This window comes from Streptococcus hillyeri (assembly GCF_041081565.1).
Taxonomy (GTDB): Bacteria; Bacillota; Bacilli; order Lactobacillales; family Streptococcaceae; genus Streptococcus; species Streptococcus hillyeri.
In genome coordinates this window covers 1,788,757-1,806,432 of sequence record NZ_CP163513.1, presented here as the reverse complement: position 1 = coordinate 1,806,432, position 17,676 = coordinate 1,788,757, and the positions used below count along the sequence as shown (strand labels likewise).

General features: G+C 42.5%; 14 protein-coding genes. All 14 read left to right on the top strand.

Annotated elements, in window-relative coordinates; translation table 11 throughout:
• The first annotated feature begins 3 nt into the window (after positions 1-3).
• The 14 genes from AB6M99_RS08705 to yqeK all read left to right on the top strand — a co-directional run bounded on the left by AB6M99_RS08705 (position 4) and on the right by yqeK (position 17,674).
• A complete protein-coding gene (locus AB6M99_RS08705) occupies positions 4-3,717 on the top strand; it encodes a tape measure protein (protein ID WP_369351231.1) in 3,714 nt (1,237 codons plus the stop codon).
• A gap of 10 nt (positions 3,718-3,727) precedes the next feature.
• A complete protein-coding gene (locus AB6M99_RS08700) occupies positions 3,728-4,519 on the top strand; it encodes a distal tail protein Dit (protein ID WP_369350542.1) in 792 nt (263 codons plus the stop codon).
• Positions 4,516-10,653, top strand: coding sequence for a phage tail spike protein (locus tag AB6M99_RS08695; RefSeq protein ID WP_369350541.1), 6,138 nt, complete (start codon positions 4,516-4,518; stop codon positions 10,651-10,653). The genes AB6M99_RS08700 and AB6M99_RS08695 overlap by 4 nt, the downstream gene beginning before the upstream one ends.
• Before the next feature lie 9 nt (positions 10,654-10,662).
• Positions 10,663-10,875, top strand: coding sequence for a hypothetical protein (locus AB6M99_RS08690; RefSeq protein WP_369350540.1), 213 nt, complete (start codon positions 10,663-10,665; stop codon positions 10,873-10,875).
• A 2-nt stretch (positions 10,876-10,877) separates the two neighbouring features.
• On the top strand, positions 10,878-11,240 hold the full coding sequence (locus tag AB6M99_RS08685) for a hypothetical protein (protein WP_369350539.1): 363 nt from the start codon (positions 10,878-10,880) through the stop codon (positions 11,238-11,240).
• 13 nt (positions 11,241-11,253) lie between these two features.
• Positions 11,254-11,676: a hypothetical protein gene (locus AB6M99_RS08680; protein ID WP_369350538.1), complete on the top strand. Its 423-nt coding sequence runs from the start codon at positions 11,254-11,256 to the stop codon at positions 11,674-11,676.
• Between the two features lies 1 nt (position 11,677).
• Positions 11,678-12,010 carry a phage holin gene (locus AB6M99_RS08675; protein ID WP_369350537.1) on the top strand — a complete coding sequence of 111 codons (333 nt, stop codon included), beginning with the start codon at positions 11,678-11,680 and terminating at the stop codon, positions 12,008-12,010.
• Between the two features lies 1 nt (position 12,011).
• A complete protein-coding gene (locus AB6M99_RS08670; RefSeq protein ID WP_369350536.1) occupies positions 12,012-13,370 on the top strand; it encodes a peptidoglycan amidohydrolase family protein in 1,359 nt (452 codons plus the stop codon).
• A 279-nt stretch (positions 13,371-13,649) separates the two neighbouring features.
• Positions 13,650-14,165: a hypothetical protein gene (locus tag AB6M99_RS08665; protein WP_369350535.1), complete on the top strand. Its 516-nt coding sequence runs from the start codon at positions 13,650-13,652 to the stop codon at positions 14,163-14,165.
• A gap of 277 nt (positions 14,166-14,442) precedes the next feature.
• Positions 14,443-14,970: a YqeG family HAD IIIA-type phosphatase gene (locus tag AB6M99_RS08660; RefSeq protein WP_121835550.1), complete on the top strand. Its 528-nt coding sequence runs from the start codon at positions 14,443-14,445 to the stop codon at positions 14,968-14,970.
• A complete protein-coding gene (gene yqeH / locus AB6M99_RS08655) occupies positions 14,970-16,088 on the top strand; it encodes a ribosome biogenesis GTPase YqeH (protein WP_121835440.1) in 1,119 nt (372 codons plus the stop codon). Before AB6M99_RS08660 ends, yqeH begins: the two co-directional genes overlap by 1 nt.
• 23 nt (positions 16,089-16,111) lie before the next feature.
• Positions 16,112-16,429, top strand: coding sequence for a ribosome assembly RNA-binding protein YhbY (gene yhbY, locus AB6M99_RS08650; RefSeq protein ID WP_121835442.1), 318 nt, complete (start codon positions 16,112-16,114; stop codon positions 16,427-16,429).
• 28 nt (positions 16,430-16,457) lie between these two features.
• Positions 16,458-17,090 carry a nicotinate-nucleotide adenylyltransferase gene (locus AB6M99_RS08645; RefSeq protein WP_121835444.1) on the top strand — a complete coding sequence of 211 codons (633 nt, stop codon included), beginning with the start codon at positions 16,458-16,460 and terminating at the stop codon, positions 17,088-17,090.
• A complete protein-coding gene (gene yqeK / locus AB6M99_RS08640) occupies positions 17,087-17,674 on the top strand; it encodes a bis(5'-nucleosyl)-tetraphosphatase (symmetrical) YqeK (protein WP_121835446.1) in 588 nt (195 codons plus the stop codon). The genes AB6M99_RS08645 and yqeK overlap by 4 nt, the downstream gene beginning before the upstream one ends.
• Positions 17,675-17,676: the final 2 nt, after the last annotated feature.

The window sequence follows — 17,676 nt, the reverse complement described above, 5'->3', positions numbered from 1 at the left end:
AATATGTCAGATTCGTACTCTGTCGAGGCGATACTGTCAGCGGTGGACAAATCCTTCGGTTCAACTCTAAAAAGCGCCTCAAAAGCTATCGAAGGGCTAGAAAAGCAATCAAAACTCTTTGATACAGTTGGCGGGAGAGCTTCTAGCACTTTTAAAAGCATGCTGGGAGCTAATCTTGTCGGCTCAGCAATATCTTCAATGGCAAGTGTAGCCAGCACTGGATTGTCTGGATTGGTTGGAGAATTAAATGGATCTACAAAAGCATGGAAAACCTTCGACGGTAACCTTAGTCAATTAGGGTGGGGCAAGAAAGAAATTGCTGAAGCTAAAGCAGATATGCAAGATTACGCCACACAAACCATCTATTCCGCTTCGGACATGGGAACGACTTTCTCGCAAATAGCAGCTATTGGTCGTAAAGATGCAGGGAGCTTAGTTACTGCCATGGGTGGTTTGGCAGCTTCTGCCGAAAACCCTAGTCAAGCAATGAAAACATTATCTCAGCAAATGGTTCAAGCATTGACAAAACCAACGATGACTTGGGCAGATTTTAAATTGATGATGGAGCAATCGCCAGCGGGGATGTCAGCGGTTGCTAAAGAAATGGGTCTATCGTTAGATGAACTGGTCACTAAAATCCAAGACGGAGAAGTAAAAACCGGCGATTTTGCAGAAGCGTTTAAAAAAGCCGGGGCTTCTATGCAAGATATGGCGACAAATTACAAATCAGCAGATGAAGCTTTAGGTGGACTGCAAGAGACTGTAAGTAACAAATTACAGCCTATTTTTGAGATTTTCAGCAAGCACGCTGTAACAGGCATCGAGAGCATTATTAACAAGCTAAGTGGAATTAAAGGCGAGACAATTCAACAACTAGCAGACAACATTGATAAATTCCTTACAAAATTAGAAGGTATCGATGGTTTTGCTAATAAAATCAAATATTTAACAGATCAATTTCCAATACTAAAAAGCGCCATGTCATTTTTGGGAACGACAGCGATGATGGCAGGGATAACTGGAGGAGTTGAGCTTTTGGGTAAGTTTGGTGGTTCTATACCTGGACTATTACCTAAAGTTACAGCAGTCAAAAATGGCTTTAGCGCCTTTGGTGGCGATTTAGCCAACGTATTTAAACCTGTCACTGCAGGTCTTGGAGCGCTTAATGCGAAATTTCCAAGAGTTTCGGCAAGTTTTTCCAATGTGGCAAATGCTGCATTGAATACCAAAAACGCTTTTATGGGAGCCGTTGGCGGTTCTAACGCGGCACGCTCTGCGTTGTCTATGATGGCAGGAGAGAGCAAGATTGCTAAGGTAGGTTTGCTTGGTTTGAATGTTGTAGATGACCTCAAATTTAAGATGGCTGCTTTTAGTTATGAGTTTCCAAGGGTATCTGCCGGATTGGCAAGCGTTCGGGCTAAAATAACCGCTTTGATGGGACCTCTGTCAGGAATGGCAGGGGCATTTGGTTCTACATTCTCTGGAATGGGTTCTATTATTCAGACATTCGCCGGATTGGCGATGAAAGCTTTGTTACCTGTTGCTATTTTTGGAGCGTTTTTAGTAGGTTTAGGTTTATTGCAAAGCCAATTTGGTGACCAAATTGCTCAAATGGTACAAGTAGCAGTTACTCAAGGTCCGCAAATTATTACTAACTTTGTGAACGGAATTGTTTCTCAAATTCCTCAATTAATAAATCAAGGCGTGCAACTGATTCAACAGTTTACTCAAGTTATCGTTGCGAATGCGCCAGCAGTATTCCAGGGCGCCGTTGCATTGATTTCCGCCCTTGTCCAAGGGGTTGGGAGCAATGCTGGTAATCTGATAAGCTCTGCGATTCAGATTATCGGTGTCTTTGTTAATGGCATTCTAACATCTTTGCCTCAATTACTATCGGTCGGTATGCAATTCTTAGTCCAACTTGCACAAGGAGTAGTGCAAAACATACCGCTGTTATTAACTACTGCATTATCTATTGTTCAAAACTTCATCTCTTCGGTATCCTCTAACTTACCTGGCATACTACAAAGCGGTATCCAGATTATCATGACATTGGTCGAAGGGCTCATAAGCAATCTCCCGCAAATTATTCAAACCGGGATATCGATTATAGGATCTCTCTTAGAGGGATTACTTCAAAATATTCCTCAAATCGTTGCGGCAGGTATTCAATTAATCGTCCAATTGGCCATGGCTCTGATTAAAGGCTTGCCAACAATCGCTAAAGCTGGTTGGGATTTGATAACTGGATTAGGGGATAAAATGCTCGAAGCTATCCCGCAGGCACTTGAGGGAGTTTGGAATGGCATTAAAGATGGATTTTCCAACGCTTTTGACTGGATAACTGGGAAAAGTAGTGAGAGCAACGCCAAAGTAAAAGCTGACACAACCGCAACAGCAGAATCCGTAAAAGCGACAACTGCTGATTTAGCTAGTCAATCTAGCATAAACATGGAAAACTTTAAGATTGGTGTCACAACTGCTACAAGTCAAGCTAGTACACAGGCTGGAATTGACGCGACAGCTCTATACACAAATGTTACAGGACAAACCAACGCCTTAGCTATACAAGGAAGTATCGATTTTCTAAATTTCGCAACTGCTGCTGGATCTAATATGGCAAATGCCAGCCTAATAGCAACATCCGAAGCACAGGCAATGCAAACAGGCGTCAGCGAAGCAGTCTCAGGAATGAATTTAGACGGTGTCAATCAGACCTTAGCGTTAGCTAATGGAATCGGTCAAAACATTTCCACTGCTTCTGCCAATGCGACCGCTGAGGCTCAAGCGATTAATGCTAATATTTCAAGCAATCTACAAGCTGCACAAGGGGCTGGGTCAACGGCAATCTCCGGATTAAATACCGGAATTTCTAGCGAGATGGCATCAGCCACCGCAACAGCTCAAAGCCAGTCACAGGCTCTATCGACTGCGATTACTACTGGTTTTAATCAAGCTAAGATGAACGCAACTCAATCAATGAATGGTATTGCCACGTCGGTCACTAGAGGATTTAACAAGATCAATAGCACGGTGACTGCTGGTGGAAATCGCATGAAATCAACGTTTACTAGCGTGTTTAATGCGGTAAAATCTGCGACAAACTCAGCAATGTCGAACTTAAACAACAGCTTCTCATCCGGAATGTCTAGAGCAGTATCTACTGCACAGTCTTCCGGGAATCAGATTGTTTCTATTTTTCGCAGTCTAGCTGGTCAGATGCAATCTGCCGGTGCTTTTGCAGGTCAAGGTTTTGCTAGTGGGTTGGCTGGTCAAGCTGGGTACATCTACTCAATTGCCAATAGCATTGCCAACAATGTAGCAGCAACAATCAGACGAGCTTTAGATATCCACTCTCCTTCTCGAGTTATGAAAGAAATCGGTGGATTCACAGGCGAGGGTATGGCGATTGGTATGGAAAACTCAACTAAAGGGATTATCAAATCCGCCAAAGCAATGGCATTGTCTGCCGTTCCAGATTCTGGATTGTTAAAAGCTAAATTCGACTCAATAAAAGGGCAAATTGGCGATATGTCCAACGCACTCCAAAGCAGATTCACCAACAACGTTTCTGGTAGCTTGTCGGCAACTTACGAGCTAACCCAAACTAAGGAAGCGGCTCACTTTAATTTAACGCTTGGTAATCATAGCTTTAGAACATTTACCGAAGACATCACAGAAATGCAAGATTTGGAATTAATTTTAAGTGATTATTAGAAAGGAAAATATGTACGAATTTGTAGATACTACGATTTCGCAGGGGATACGTGCTCCTGTGGAACCTAGCGATAATATGTCCATCAATGGAGTGCCTATTAACCAGTTGGTTGAGGGGTATCGCCATTTGACAGTGACTGGGAGAGGCTTGCTTGGTCAGTCGGTCAAGACAACCTCTGTTTCTGGTCGCCGTGGTGTTTGGGTGGAAGGAATTTCTGATGATGAGCGCACTTTAGAAATCAAGTACCAACTTGAAGCAAAAAGCAGTGCTGAAATGCGGGATAAATTTGCAAAACTGAACAAGATTTTGCGGACTCATGCTAGTAGTGGTTATCTTGAAATCACATTTAAGGATGAACCTGGTTACACCTATTACGGTTATTTCAGTGGCGCTGATGATATTGAGGAAAAATCACTTTCCATTGTCAGCAAGTTCACCCTGCTAGTACCAGACGGATATAAGAAAAAATCAGCCCAGAACTCAACTGGGCTTGTTTCTTTATCAGATGCCTCGGAAGTCTTACCTGAGTCAATCACGGTCACACCGACTGGGACAGTTGGCCAGGTACAGATTATTAACGGCACAAAAATCTTATCTTTCGTAGGTTCTTATGCAGCGGGAAAAGATATCGTAATAACTTTTGGGATTGAAGAAGTGACTGCCACCTATAACGGAAGGAATATTCTCAGCGAGCTAGAGCGATTCAGTCCACTGGAACAATTCACTGTCCGAAATGGTGATACTATCACAGCCAAAAACGCCACGGTAAAAAAAGTAGTTTGGAGGGACGAACGAGCGTGATTTATTTATTTGATAAAGACGAGAAACTCTTTAAAATTGTCAATAAACCTGCTATCAAGACAGCTCTCCAGAAGTATACTCTAACCAGTGAGCGCTATGTTTCTGACAGGTTGACTGTCGAGATGAAAGCTTTAAACGCTGACGAACTGGAAAAAGTGGAGTACATGGCCATACAGACCATAGAAGATGCTCACACTTTTCATTATTTTTACGTTGCTCAGAAGACTTCTGATAATCTGACATCATTAATCGGTGTCCAGTCTGGTATCGAGGAGCTTAGAAAAACGGTTGTTTATGACAAACGACCTCAAAATGCTTTTGCCAGAGAGGTCATCAATGATTTGCTAAAAGATACAAATTGGCAAGTTCGATTTATTGGCGAAACAACTCCACACAGCACCAATTTTTATTATGTTTCAACCTTTGACGCACTGAAAAAGGTATGCGAAGTCTGGGACCTGGAAATGCAATTTTTCGTTGAGATGAACGGCAACCAAATCGGTGCCCGTTACATTGATTTTAAGAAAAAAATCGGTCAAGCCATCGGTAAGCGAGTGGTTTACGGCCATAACGCTCTACAAATCATCCAAGAAATTGAAAGAACAAACATTTTTACAGCTCTTGTAGGACGTGGTAAAGGTGTGCAAGTCAGCTCTGCGGGGGATATAGCAGAACGTTCATCGAGCGAAAACAAAACAACACAAGCGATGCAACAATCAGACGGTTACGGACGTAAAATCACTTTTGAGGATGTAGTCTGGTCAACAGCTAAAGGAAAACCAGTCAATAAACCAAAGGGGCAGAAGTATCTTGAACTACCTGCAATGACGAAGTTGTACGGTATCAAAAACGCTGACGGTTCAATGCGTCCCAAAATCGGATTTGTGGAATTTCCTGAAGAGGAAGACCCAGAGATTTTAGCAGAACGAACCTATAAGACCCTGATTGATACAGCACGGCCACAACTGACCTTGAAGACATCAAGTGTCTATCTACGAGGCGTGAAGGTCGGAGACACTATCCGAGTGGTTCGCCACGACAAAAAACTGGACTATGACACCCGTATTTTTGAAATTACATTCAACCGCCTCAACAATCAGTCAAGCGACATCAAGCTTGGGGACAGAGTAGGAGAAAGCAATGAGGCAAAAGCTCAGATCATTGCTGACAAGGCTATTGATAACTTTGTGGCCAACGAGTTCTCGAACTTTGTGCAAAACCTCCCAGACTTTCTGCCAAGTGCTGATGGTTTTAACAATAACTGGTATGGCGCTGAAGACCCTAGCAAGAAATACCCAGGGAAGGTCATTATCAATGACATTTGGTACAAGCCCGACTCTGAGCACGAAGGTCATAAGATTATGCTCAGATGGACAGGAGAAGTCTGGGAAGAAATCTTGAGGACCTATGACAGCGAAGCCTTGCGTGATAGAATTGCGAAAGAAATTGCTCAAGTCACTGCCCAAATCGAAGCAAGCAGCGCTGAGCATGACCGACAAGTCTCCGACATCCGTGCACAAGCGACAGACGCAAAGACGCTAGCCCAGCAAGCGCAACAAATTGGCACGCAAGCTAAATCGGACGCAGCTAATGCCTTGACTAAAGCTTTGCAGTACAAGTCTGAGGCAATAGCAGAGGCGCAACGCTTAGATATAGCTGAGAGACAGGCGACAGAAGGTAAACTGGCCACAGCTAAAAGTCAAGCAATAGCAGAGGCGAAACGCTTAGATATAGCTGAGAGACAGGCGACAGAAGGTAAACTGGCCACAGCTAAAAGTCAAGCAATAGCAGAGGCGAAACGCTTAGATATAGCTGAGAGACAGGCGACAGAAGGTAAACTGGCCACAGCTAAAAGTCAAGCAGTGGCAGAGGCTAACAGGTTAATCGAGTTGACCAAAAGTCTCTTAGCAGGTCAGATTGATGGGGTATCAACAGAGCTTACGCAGACAAAGGAAAACATCAAGCTACTAGCTACAAGGGACACTGTAGACGCTCTGACAGGCCGTGTCTCGTCGGCAGAGGCTAGCCTACAAGTCCAAGCAGGGGAAATTGCAAGTCGTGTCAAAACAAGTGATTTTGACCAAGCAAAACAACGCTTGACGACTGCTGAAAGCTCAATTACTCAGTTAGGTAATCGTATCACGACTGAGATTAGCGAGACAAAAGGCTTAATACCAAAGGAATTTGGTGGAGTTAACTTATTGCTTAATAGCTCGTTTGAGCAGACAGCAACAACTACTGCGTTTGTTGTTGGCGGTCAGGCTTACGATAAAAGCGCAAAAAACTGGAATACATACAATGGTGGTATCTCTAATCCTGCAACAAGCTATCATGCTTATGTTGGAGATGGAGCAGAGCGACAATCTGTAGGAGTTTTCAATGAAAGTAATGGCCAACGAAATTGGAAAGGTTTTTCTCAGAATATAACTAGTCGAATACCTCAAACGACTGATAATTTTATGTTTTCGGTCGATGTTTTTGCAACTGGTGCAGGCACAAAAATCTTCGGTGGATTATACTACTATGACAAATCAGGAACAAGAAAATTCCACGCAGGGCAATTTAATCTAATTGTAGACTCGTTTAACAAATGGCAACGTGTTAATGTTAAAGTACCATTTGATAAATTTACATGCGACTTTGGCAAAAGTGTCCTTTTTTATGTTTATGGATACAATTTCACGACAAACAGTATCTTGTATATTGATAAATTAAAGCTGGAAATAGGAGAGATTGCCACAGCGCACAGCGTAGCGCCAGAAGAGCTACAGGACGAACTGATAAATGCTAAGACGCTCATCACCCAAACCGCTCAAGGTCAAGAGCAATTATCAACACAGCTGACACAGGCTCAAGGTAAAATCACAAAAGCCGAGACTGAGATTAGACAGTTGATTGGTGATGTGTCTAGTAAGGTCTCACAGACTGAGTATGACAGTTTGAGCGGTAGAGTTACAAGCCAACAAACACTGATTGAGCAAAATGCCAGTGAAATTAACAAGCGCTTGACCAGTACACAGGTTGAACAGGCCATTACTGGAAAGGGCTATCAGACTAAAGCTCAGGTTGATAGCAACATCACAGGCCGTGGCTACATTACTAATAGCGCCTTGCAACCTTATGCGACGACTACGACAATGCAAAATCTCGTTAGAGAGACATCAGGCAGTTTCGAGAGGCAAATTACCGAGACCAAGGCATTAATACCGACAGAGATTGGTGGGAGGAACTACTTTTTAAACTCAGACATTGAGATAACATCTGGCTATCACAATGTGAAAATCCATCCAGATTTTGCCGAGCACGTCAAAGGCAAATCGTTTGTCGTCAGCATTGAAGTTGAGGGAACTAACATCACTAGCTCAGATCGTAATCGATGGGGCATTAGTCTTTCAGCCCGCCGTGGAGACACTAACGACAGATCGTGGTTAGAGGTCTGGGAGACCAAACTTGGAGACACTCCTAAAAAGAGAATCTACCAGGCATTTAAACACCAAGCTGATTTCAACGATTACATCGCTAATATGTATATCCAAATCGGTGGTAATGCTAAAGCTGGACGACCTAAGCTGGAGATCAGCACGCTACCAACCGACTGGTCACCAGCACCTGAAGATACAATGTCCGAAATTGAATCAGTCAAGACGACTATCACCCAAACCGCTCAAGGTCAAGAGCAATTATCAACACAGCTGACACAGGCTCAAGGTAAAATCACAAAAGCCGAGACTGAGATTAGACAGTTGATTGGTGATGTGTCTAGTAAGGTCTCACAGACTGAGTATGACAGTTTGAGCGGTAGAGTTACAAGCCAACAAACACTGATTGAGCAAAATGCCAGTGAAATTAACAAGCGCTTGACCAGTACACAGGTTGAACAGGCCATTACTGGAAAGGGCTATCAGACTAAAGCTCAGGTTGATAGCAACATCACAGGCCGTGGCTATATCACATCATCAGCGTTACAGCCTTATGTGACCTCAACAGTGCTTGAAAATAAGGTCACAGAGACAGCAGGCAGTTTTGAGCGCTCTATCACCGAGACAAAAGCACTGATACCAACGTCAACAAGCGTCAATCTCGTAGACGGGACAAAGGATTTTAGCGGGTCTCACTTTTGGATTGATGGCAATTGGCGACTAGACGGTCGTACTGTCGCAGGAGCGGATGTGTTGACTTGGCAAAGTGGTAACAAAGCATCACCGACGTTAACCTGGCAAGTCGAGGCTGGTAAAGAGTACATTTTTAGCGCGTATGTCGCCAAAGAGACAACAGGGACTGTTTACTTTTACCTCTATAATTTTGGTGGTGACGATATCACAAGTACAACTCGTCGTAACCACCATATTGATGATGTTGGTACTGATTTTAAACGGTTTACATTGCATTTTGTACCAACGCGCTCAGGCAAAATCAGAGCGAGATTTGCGATTCTGGCTAGTGACGTCGGAGGTTTTAGCGTTGCAGGTTATCAATTACTTGAGGGTCGTCTTGAGCAACCTTGGAGCCCATCGGTAAAAGAGCTATCGGTAGTCACTGCTTTTAACACAGTCAAAGACACCGTAGATGCTCACAAGCGTGTGATTGGTGATGGGAGTGCGATTTCACAGGCTATTCAGTCGGCTAGTAAGTTTGAGCGGTCGATTGTGGCTGGTGGTGACATTTATCAAGCGATTGAGACGGCCAAAGGCCTTGTAAGTCGTGTATCAAGTCTGTCAGACGGTCAAAATTTAGTTTACGACCCGACAAATTTTTCGAAATATAAAGCTAGAACATCTAATTCAACTCTTGCACTAACAGGTACAAGCAGTTATAAACTCTTGCGTATTACGCAGACAGGTTTGTCTTCGCCAAAATGGAAAGGATTCCAGGTACCGCTACACACCCAAAGCTTTACAGCAGGCGAAAAATTAAGTTATCGAGTTAATCTTTGGGTGGACGTTTTACCAGACGACATCGTGGGAATTGAGATAAAAAACGGTACTGATAAGATTGCAGTTTTTCCTATCAGGTTGACCCAAACAGGGTCATCGCAAATATTTACTGGTACTGTTACTGTCTCTAAAACAACCACAACGACAGACGACTATGGCTTGCACGTTTGGATACGTAAAAACGGGACAGTAGCTATTGGTCAAATATCTATCGTAAGAGGCGACGTGCCACCGACTAGTTTTGTGGACAGCACGTCTGCCATGCAGTTAGCGGCGGAAACCCAAATGAGCCAACTTGCAGGCTCTTGGGCGGTTAAAAATCTGACTAGCGCTGGTACTGTGCTTAATCAATTCAACCTGTTAGCTAACGGTACCAATCGTATCGATGGACGTCTGACACACATCACAGGGCAAACGCTCATCGATAATGCCGTAATCAAGTCTGCGATGATTGATAAGCTAAAAACAGCTAATTTTGAGTCTGCTTCGGTGACTGCAGCAATTTTAGCCGCTAACTCGGTCACTGCTGACAAGCTCGTCGTTGACCAGGCTTTGTTTAACAAACTGATGGCCAACGAAGCCTACCTGAAACAACTGTTTGCTAAAAATGCTTTTATCACGCAAGTACAATCTGTTACTATGTCAGCTACTCAGATTTCAGGAGGTGTTATGAGGGCTCTCAATAACGCCATGGAAATTCAGATGAACAACGGTCAAATCCTTTACTATACTGATCAAGCTGCACTTAAACGAATTTTGAGTGGCTATCCTACTCAATTTGTAAAATTCGCAACTGGTACATCAAATGGTAGGAGAGTAGGAGTTACCGTAATTGGCTCAAACAGAAATGGAACAGAGTCATCAAACGACGGTGGCTTTGTAGGAATTAGGGCGTGGAATGGCGTTCAGGATGATTCGATTGATGTTGTAGGCGATACGGTCAGATTAGCTAGCTCTGCTTATGAAGATTCGGATGGCTGGGATATCAATACCTTGCCAGGGAAACTAGACATAGATGCTCACCGTACAAGTGACAGGCCTAGTTCAAAACTGAACATCGGTGATGTTTATTTGTTCAGAACAGCCACAAACTACATTAGCTTGAAGGAGATCCTACAGCAATTCAACACAAACTTTAAACACTTAGTCAACATCACCGGTCGTGGTGATGTTATCGAAACATGGAATACCATCAAATAGGAGGACAAAATGAACCAAGACCAACAGCTTAATCAAGCGTTACGCTTGACTGTAAACGATTTGGCGGCGAAACTCGCCGAAGAATCAATAACTAAAAATCTGCTAGCTGTCCAACTGACAGAAGCACAAGAAACTATCAATCTGTTGAATCAACAAAAGGCAGAGTTAGAAGCTCTGCTTGACCAACAAACACAACCAACTGAAACAGAAAAAGGAGAATAATCATGACAAAAGAAATCAAACAAATCGGAACAACTGAAGAAACTCTACTAGACCTCAAAGAAATCACTGAACCTTTTGACTTAGCAACGGCTTTGCAATATATGAAAGAAAATGGCGAGTTTATCCGCTGCAAAAATGCCAACAATGATTTTTACATGTATCGTGATGTACAAAAACGTCCAGCGGTTGTTAAAGGTAAACGTCAACTGGTGGAAGTTGAAACAGTCTGGGCGTTTAATCCTTGGGGTGGGACAACGACTACTATCAACGTTGCTGACCTCTTTAACGAGGAATTTTACATCATGAAGTTTGACGAAAATGGAAATCCAGATTGGACTGATCCAACCGTAAAAGTACAAGAGTAATGCGAGGTAGATAATGCCACAACAAGTTTTAGACATGGTAGGGGCGCTTGCTCCTACCATTGGTGTTATCGCCACAGGTGCCTTTGGCTATATGGCTTCTCGCTCAAATAACCTCAGTAAGAGTCAGTTCAACGAAATCAAATCTGGATTAGACGAGCAACGTGAGAGTATCAATCAGCTTAATGCAACAGCAGATAGCAATAACGAAGCTCTAAAAAATGTGCAGTCTAAGCTAGACTTGCACGACGAAGCTCATCTATCAACGATGTATCTCAGACTTGAGCGAGACATCAAACACGCCTTAGAACGAGGGAATACATCAGCAGAAGAGTACAAGCTGATTGGCCGAATGCACAAAAATTATAAAGCTCTTGGCGGTAACGGATACATTGATAAGCTCATGGAGCGGTATGAACAATTAAAAATGGAGGAATAACATGACACAAATTACTGAAATTATTATAAGCTCAGCTATGGGGATTTTGACCATTTTGGTAGGCATTGCAGTACAGGCTGTCAAGGTTTACTTGATTAAAAAAGGCGGGGAAAAAGCCGTCAAGATTGCTGAGATTTTAGCGTGGAACGCAGTCAACGCTGTGGAGCAAGTAGCAACAGAAACCGGCTACAAGGGAGCTGATAAGTTAGCACATGCCAAAACTCAGATTTCAGCAGAGCTACAAAAATACAATATCCACATGTCAGACGATGACCTAAATCTATTTATCGAGTCAGCTGTAAAACAAGCTAACGAGGCGTGGAAAGGAAAATAACATGAGTAGAATTGAGTCAAGTATCGCAGAGATGTTGCGTCTGCAAGCTATCCCTGTCCATTATGACATGGGAGACCGTTATGGCAACGACAACGATGGTGACGGTCGCATTGAGATGGATTGCAGCTCTGCCGTTAGTTGTGCGCTAGGGATTAACCTAAACAACAATACAGAGACATTACAGCAAGCTTTACCCCAAATTGGATATGCAAAGATTTACGATGCTGTTGACGGGACCTTTGTGGCAAAACGTGGTATAGTCGTTATTTGGGCACCTCGTGATGGCTCAAGCTCGCTTGGGTCGCTTGGTCACGTCATGATTTTTATCAACGACCATCAGGTTATCCATTGCAATTATGGCAACGATGGTATTACCATTGATGACTACGATACGATTTGGGAGTATAACGGCAGACCTCGAGAGATTGTCTTTGAGGAGACAAATGCAGTGGTTGTAAATCCCGATAAGTCTATCGATCAGCTCGTCCAGGAAACCCTCATAGGGCTACACGGTAACGGTGACGCACGGATAACAAGTTTAGGTGACAAATATCAAGCTGTCATGGATATTATCAACGGAAAAGCCAATAAATCCGAAAAAACAGACAAAGAATTAGCTAGAGAGGTTATAGCTGGCAAGCATGGCAATGGTGACCAACGAAAGAAATCGCTAGGCGGTCGCTATGATAGTGTTATGGCTATTGTCAATGACATGTTAAAACCTAAACCGACCGAAACAACACCAGTCGCAAAAGAAGACGGAGACTTATCTTATAATGGTGCCGTGCTTAAAAAAGATGTACTAGACAAGATTTTGGCCAAGTGTAAAGAGTATGACATCTTACCAAGCTATGCCATCACCGTCCTACATTTTGAGGGGCTTTGGGGAACTTCAGCAGTCGGAAAAGCAGATAACAACTGGGGCGGTATGACATGGGCAGGAAAAGCTGAGCGACCTAGTGGTGTTACAGTCACCCAAGGAACTGCTCGACCAAGCGTCGAAAGAGGGCACTACATGCACTATGCCACTGTAGACGACTTTTTGACAGACTGGTTCTACTTATTGCGAAAAGATGGCTCTTACAAGGTTTCAGGAGCCAAAACTTTTAGCGAGGCTATCAAAGGCATGTTTAAGACAGGCGGTGCAGTTTATGACTACGCTGCCACAGGCTATGATAATTACATTGTCGGAGCTTCAAGTCGCCTCAAGGCTATTGAGGCAGAAAATGGCTCACTTGATAAATTTGACAAGCAGACCGTCACGGATGTCGGTCAGTCTGACAAAATTGAAGTAACCATTGAGGGTATTGAAATTTTAATCAATGGCGTAACCTATACAATCTCTAAAAAACCAGTTTAGAAAGGACATCCTTTCAATAAGACAACTGCCCTCAGCAATTGCTGGGGGTTTTTTCGCTAAAAAAGTTAGCTAACTTCTTGACAAGTCGGATATAAGTGTGAAATAATAATAACGAACAAGAACGGTAAAAAAATACCTCCTTTCTATGTTCCGACATTGCTTGTCGTTAAATTCCCAGCCGTTTGGCAATGAGGGGGCGGAGGGACGCGCTCGTTAACAGAAGTATCCCATTGGAAATGCTGTCCTGCCCCTCGCAGGACTTTTTTGTAGGAGTTGTTAGTGAAAAGTAAAAGGTTAAAAATTCAGCAAATCGACCTAACTTTATGTAAGGATTATGATATTGAACAAGCATTGGATTATAACTTTCAAACAAAGAAGCTCATGAACAAAGGTCGTGGGTTTGCTGTGCTTTTGGTAACTATCAAAGGCATTCATTTTGCTATACCTTTTAGAAGTTATATGCCAAATAAATATCAACTCAAATATAAGTTAAGAGCATCAAGTAAAAAGGGATTTGTTGAAGGTCTAGATATAGGAAAAACCTTAATTGTTGAAAACCCAAAATATTTAATTAATAAACCTTTTCGTCTCCGTCAAAAAGACGATGCTATTAAAATTCAAGATAATGAAATTGTTATAATCAATAAATTAATAAAAGCTATAACTGATTACAATAAAGCCGTCAAAAATGCTGATAGTAACAAATTGAACGATCCAATGAGGTTTAAATTTTCAACATTTAAAAATTATACAAAACGGTTGTCTCGAATAACTATATCAGATATGATTGTTTGATAGAATTTACCCTATTCTCAATCGAGCGAGTCACATAGAATTAGCCTCAGCATTCGCTGGGGGCTTTTTTATTTTGAGCGCAATAAAAAAAGCACACCCCAGCGCTAAAAATTAATACGTTATTTAATACGTTATTTTTAAATTGACGGGAATTGAATAGTATCTATAATTTCAAAAATCCCTTATTTTACAAGCAAAACCAACTGAATATTATTGATTGGTAACTAAAAATAAAATATGCTATAATAATAAGGATTATAATATTATGGGAGAAAGCATGAGTATAGACGACTATTTGCCCACCTTTGTGGTTGAGGCTGTTTATGATTTGAAACCTGAGATGTTACGTGAGCATGGGATTCGTGCTGTTTTAGTGGACCTGGATAATACCTTGATTGCTTGGAATAATCCAGATGGGACCCCAGAGTTACGTGAGTGGCTTGATGATATGACCGAAGCTGATATTCCTGTGGTTGTGGTCTCAAATAATAAATATAGCCGTGTCGAGCGTGCAGTAGAGCCTTTTGGCGTGGATTTTGTCAGTCGTGCAATGAAACCTTTCACACGTGGGATTGACATGGCTATTGAGCGTTATGGCTTTGATCGTGACGAAGTGGTCATGGTAGGTGATCAATTGATGACGGATATTCGTGCCAGTCACAGAGCTGGAATTAAGTCCATTTTGGTGAAACCACTGGTGAAATCAGATGCTTGGAATACCAAGTTTAATCGTTGGCGTGAGCGTCGTGTGTTGAAAAAAATTGAAGCCAAATATGGCAAAATTACTTATAAAAAAGGAATTTAATGGAAGAATTATTTTGTATTGGCTGTGGGGCGAGAATTCAAACCACAGATAAAGAAAAAGCGGGTTATACCCCAAAGTCAAGTATTGAAAAAGCAGAAGAAACAGGTGAACTATACTGTCAACGCTGTTTCCGTTTGCGTCATTATAATGAGATTGTTGATGTGCATATCACAGATGATGAGTTTTTGAAACTCCTCCATGAAGTTGGTGACAGCGATGCTCTTGTGGTTAATGTTGTTGATATTTTTGACTTTAATGGTTCAGTTATTCCAGGACTGTCACGTTTTGTGTCTGGAAATGATGTGCTCTTGGTGGGAAATAAAAAAGATATCCTACCGAAATCCGTTAAAGATGGTAAGGTCACTCAGTGGTTAACAGAACGTGCTCATGAAGAGGGCTTGCGACCAGTTGATGTCATTTTGACCAGTGCTCAAAACCATCACGTCATTAAAGAGCTAATTGAACGCATTGATGACTTGCGTAAAGGACGTGATGTTTATGTGGTTGGGGTGACTAACGTTGGGAAATCAACCCTTATCAATGCCATTATCAAAGAAATTACTGGAGACAAGGATGTGATTACCACCTCACGTTTCCCAGGGACAACTCTAGATAAGATTGAAATTCCACTGGATGACGGAAGTTACATCTTTGACACGCCAGGGATTATTCACCGTCACCAAATGGCGCATTATTTGACGGCTAAAAACCTCAAATACGTTAGCCCTAAGAAAGAAATCAAGCCAAAAACTTACCAGTTGAACCCAGAACAAACCCTCTTCTTGGGTGGTCTTGGTCGCTTTGATTTCGTGTCTGGAGAAAAGCAGGGCTTCACAGCTTATTTTGACAATAATCTTAACCTTCATCGTACCAAGCTTGAAGGAGCGGATGCTTTTTACGACAAGCACTTAGGAACCTTGCTAACACCGCCAAATACTAAGGAAGTTGCCGATTTTCCTAAACTCGTCCGTCATGAATTTACCATCAAAGATAAGATGGACATCGTGTATTCAGGGCTTGGTTGGATTCGGGTCAATGGCAATGCGGAGAAACCAACAGTCGTTGCTGCCTGGGCGCCAGAAGGTGTCGGAGTTGTCTTGCGTAAGGCGTTGATTTAAAAAGAAATTAAAGGAAATAAAACATGCTAACATCAAAACAACGTGCTTTTCTAAAATCAGAAGCACACAGCTTAAAACCGATTATCCAAATCGGGAAAAATGGTCTTAACGACCAAATCAAGACCAGTGTTCGTAACGCTTTGGATGCGCGTGAACTGATTAAGGTCACTCTTTTACAAAATACGGACGAGGACATCCATGAAGTGGCTGAAATTTTGGAAGATGAAATCGGATGTGATACCGTTCTTAAAATTGGACGTATCTTGATTTTGTTTAAAGAATCAGCTAAAAAAGAAAATCGCAAACTGTCTCCAAAAGTCAAAGCGATTAAACACGGATAATGAAAAATTAGAAAATGAAGGAAAGCCTATGGCAATAGAATTACTCACTCCCTTTACCAAGGTTGAGTTAGAGACTGAGGTCAAGGATAAGAATCGTAAACAAGTTGGGATTTTAGGTGGTAACTTTAACCCCGTTCACAATGCCCATTTGATTGTTGCTGATCAAGTGCGCCAGCAATTGGGTCTGGATGCCGTTTATCTCATGCCTGAATATGAACCGCCACATGTTGATGAAAAAGAGACTATTGATGAAAAGCACCGCCTGAATATGTTGCTATTAGCTATCAATGGCTTAGAAGGTCTGGATATCGAGACGATTGAGATTGAGCGCAAGGGTAAAAGTTACACCTACGACACGATGAAGCAACTAACAGAGGCTAATCCTGACACCGATTATTATTTCATCATAGGTGCGGATATGGTCGAGTACCTTCCTAAGTGGCACCGCATTGATGAGCTGGTTGAGATGGTTCAATTTGTCGGTGTGCAACGCCCTAAATACAAGGCAGGGACAAGCTATCCAGTCATTTGGGTTGACGTACCTCTCATGGACATCAGCTCGAGCAACATCCGTGATTTCATCAAAAAAGGTCGTACCCCAAACTTTATGACGCCAGCTCCCGTGCTTGATTACATCAAAAAGGCAGGGCTCTACAAATGACCTATGAAACGTATACCGGACTTTCTCGCTCTGCTATTTTGGAAAAAGTGCAAAGCGCCATGAGCGAAAAACGGTTTAAACATGTACTTGGTGTAGAGGAGTCTGCTGTGGCATTGGCTAAGCGCTACGGAGCAGATGAAACCAAAGCAGGCCTTGCGGCACTTTTGCATGACTACGCTAAAGAGCGTCCAGATGAGGATTTTTTAAGTGTCATTGATGACTGTGACTTAGACCCTGACCTAAAAAAATGGGGCAACAACATTTGGCATGGTATAGTGGGATCTTTTATCATTAGCCAAGAATTCAACCTTGAAGATGAGGAGATTCTTATCGCCATAGAACGCCATACGGTTGGCGATGAGGACATGTCTTTGCTTGATAAAGTGCTTTATGTGGCGGATTACATCGAGCCAGGTCGTGATTTTCCTGGTGTTGATGAGGCTCGCCAAATCGCTCAAGAGGATTTGGACAAGGCTGTCGCTTTTGAGACGGCTAGAACCATCGCACATTTGGCAAGCAAAGCGCAGCCGATTTATCCACAAACGCTAGAAACCTATAATGCTTTTGTGAAGTATTTGAACTAATG

Excerpts from the sequence above, each read along its gene's own strand:
- AB6M99_RS08680 (WP_369350538.1), top strand. The coding sequence starts at position 11,254 with ATGCCACAACAAGTTTTAGACATGGTAGGGGCGCTTGCTCCTACCATT.
- AB6M99_RS08705 (WP_369351231.1), top strand. The coding sequence starts at position 4 with ATGTCAGATTCGTACTCTGTCGAGGCGATACTGTCAGCGGTGGACAAA.
- AB6M99_RS08670 (WP_369350536.1), top strand. The coding sequence starts at position 12,012 with ATGAGTAGAATTGAGTCAAGTATCGCAGAGATGTTGCGTCTGCAAGCT.
- yqeH (WP_121835440.1), top strand. The coding sequence starts at position 14,970 with ATGGAAGAATTATTTTGTATTGGCTGTGGGGCGAGAATTCAAACCACA.
- AB6M99_RS08645 (WP_121835444.1), top strand. The coding sequence starts at position 16,458 with ATGGCAATAGAATTACTCACTCCCTTTACCAAGGTTGAGTTAGAGACT.
- yqeK (WP_121835446.1), top strand. The coding sequence starts at position 17,087 with ATGACCTATGAAACGTATACCGGACTTTCTCGCTCTGCTATTTTGGAA.
- AB6M99_RS08675 (WP_369350537.1), top strand. The coding sequence starts at position 11,678 with ATGACACAAATTACTGAAATTATTATAAGCTCAGCTATGGGGATTTTG.
- AB6M99_RS08700 (WP_369350542.1), top strand. The coding sequence starts at position 3,728 with ATGTACGAATTTGTAGATACTACGATTTCGCAGGGGATACGTGCTCCT.
- yhbY (WP_121835442.1), top strand. The coding sequence starts at position 16,112 with ATGCTAACATCAAAACAACGTGCTTTTCTAAAATCAGAAGCACACAGC.
- AB6M99_RS08660 (WP_121835550.1), top strand. The coding sequence starts at position 14,443 with ATGAGTATAGACGACTATTTGCCCACCTTTGTGGTTGAGGCTGTTTAT.
- AB6M99_RS08690 (WP_369350540.1), top strand. The coding sequence starts at position 10,663 with ATGAACCAAGACCAACAGCTTAATCAAGCGTTACGCTTGACTGTAAAC.
- AB6M99_RS08685 (WP_369350539.1), top strand. The coding sequence starts at position 10,878 with ATGACAAAAGAAATCAAACAAATCGGAACAACTGAAGAAACTCTACTA.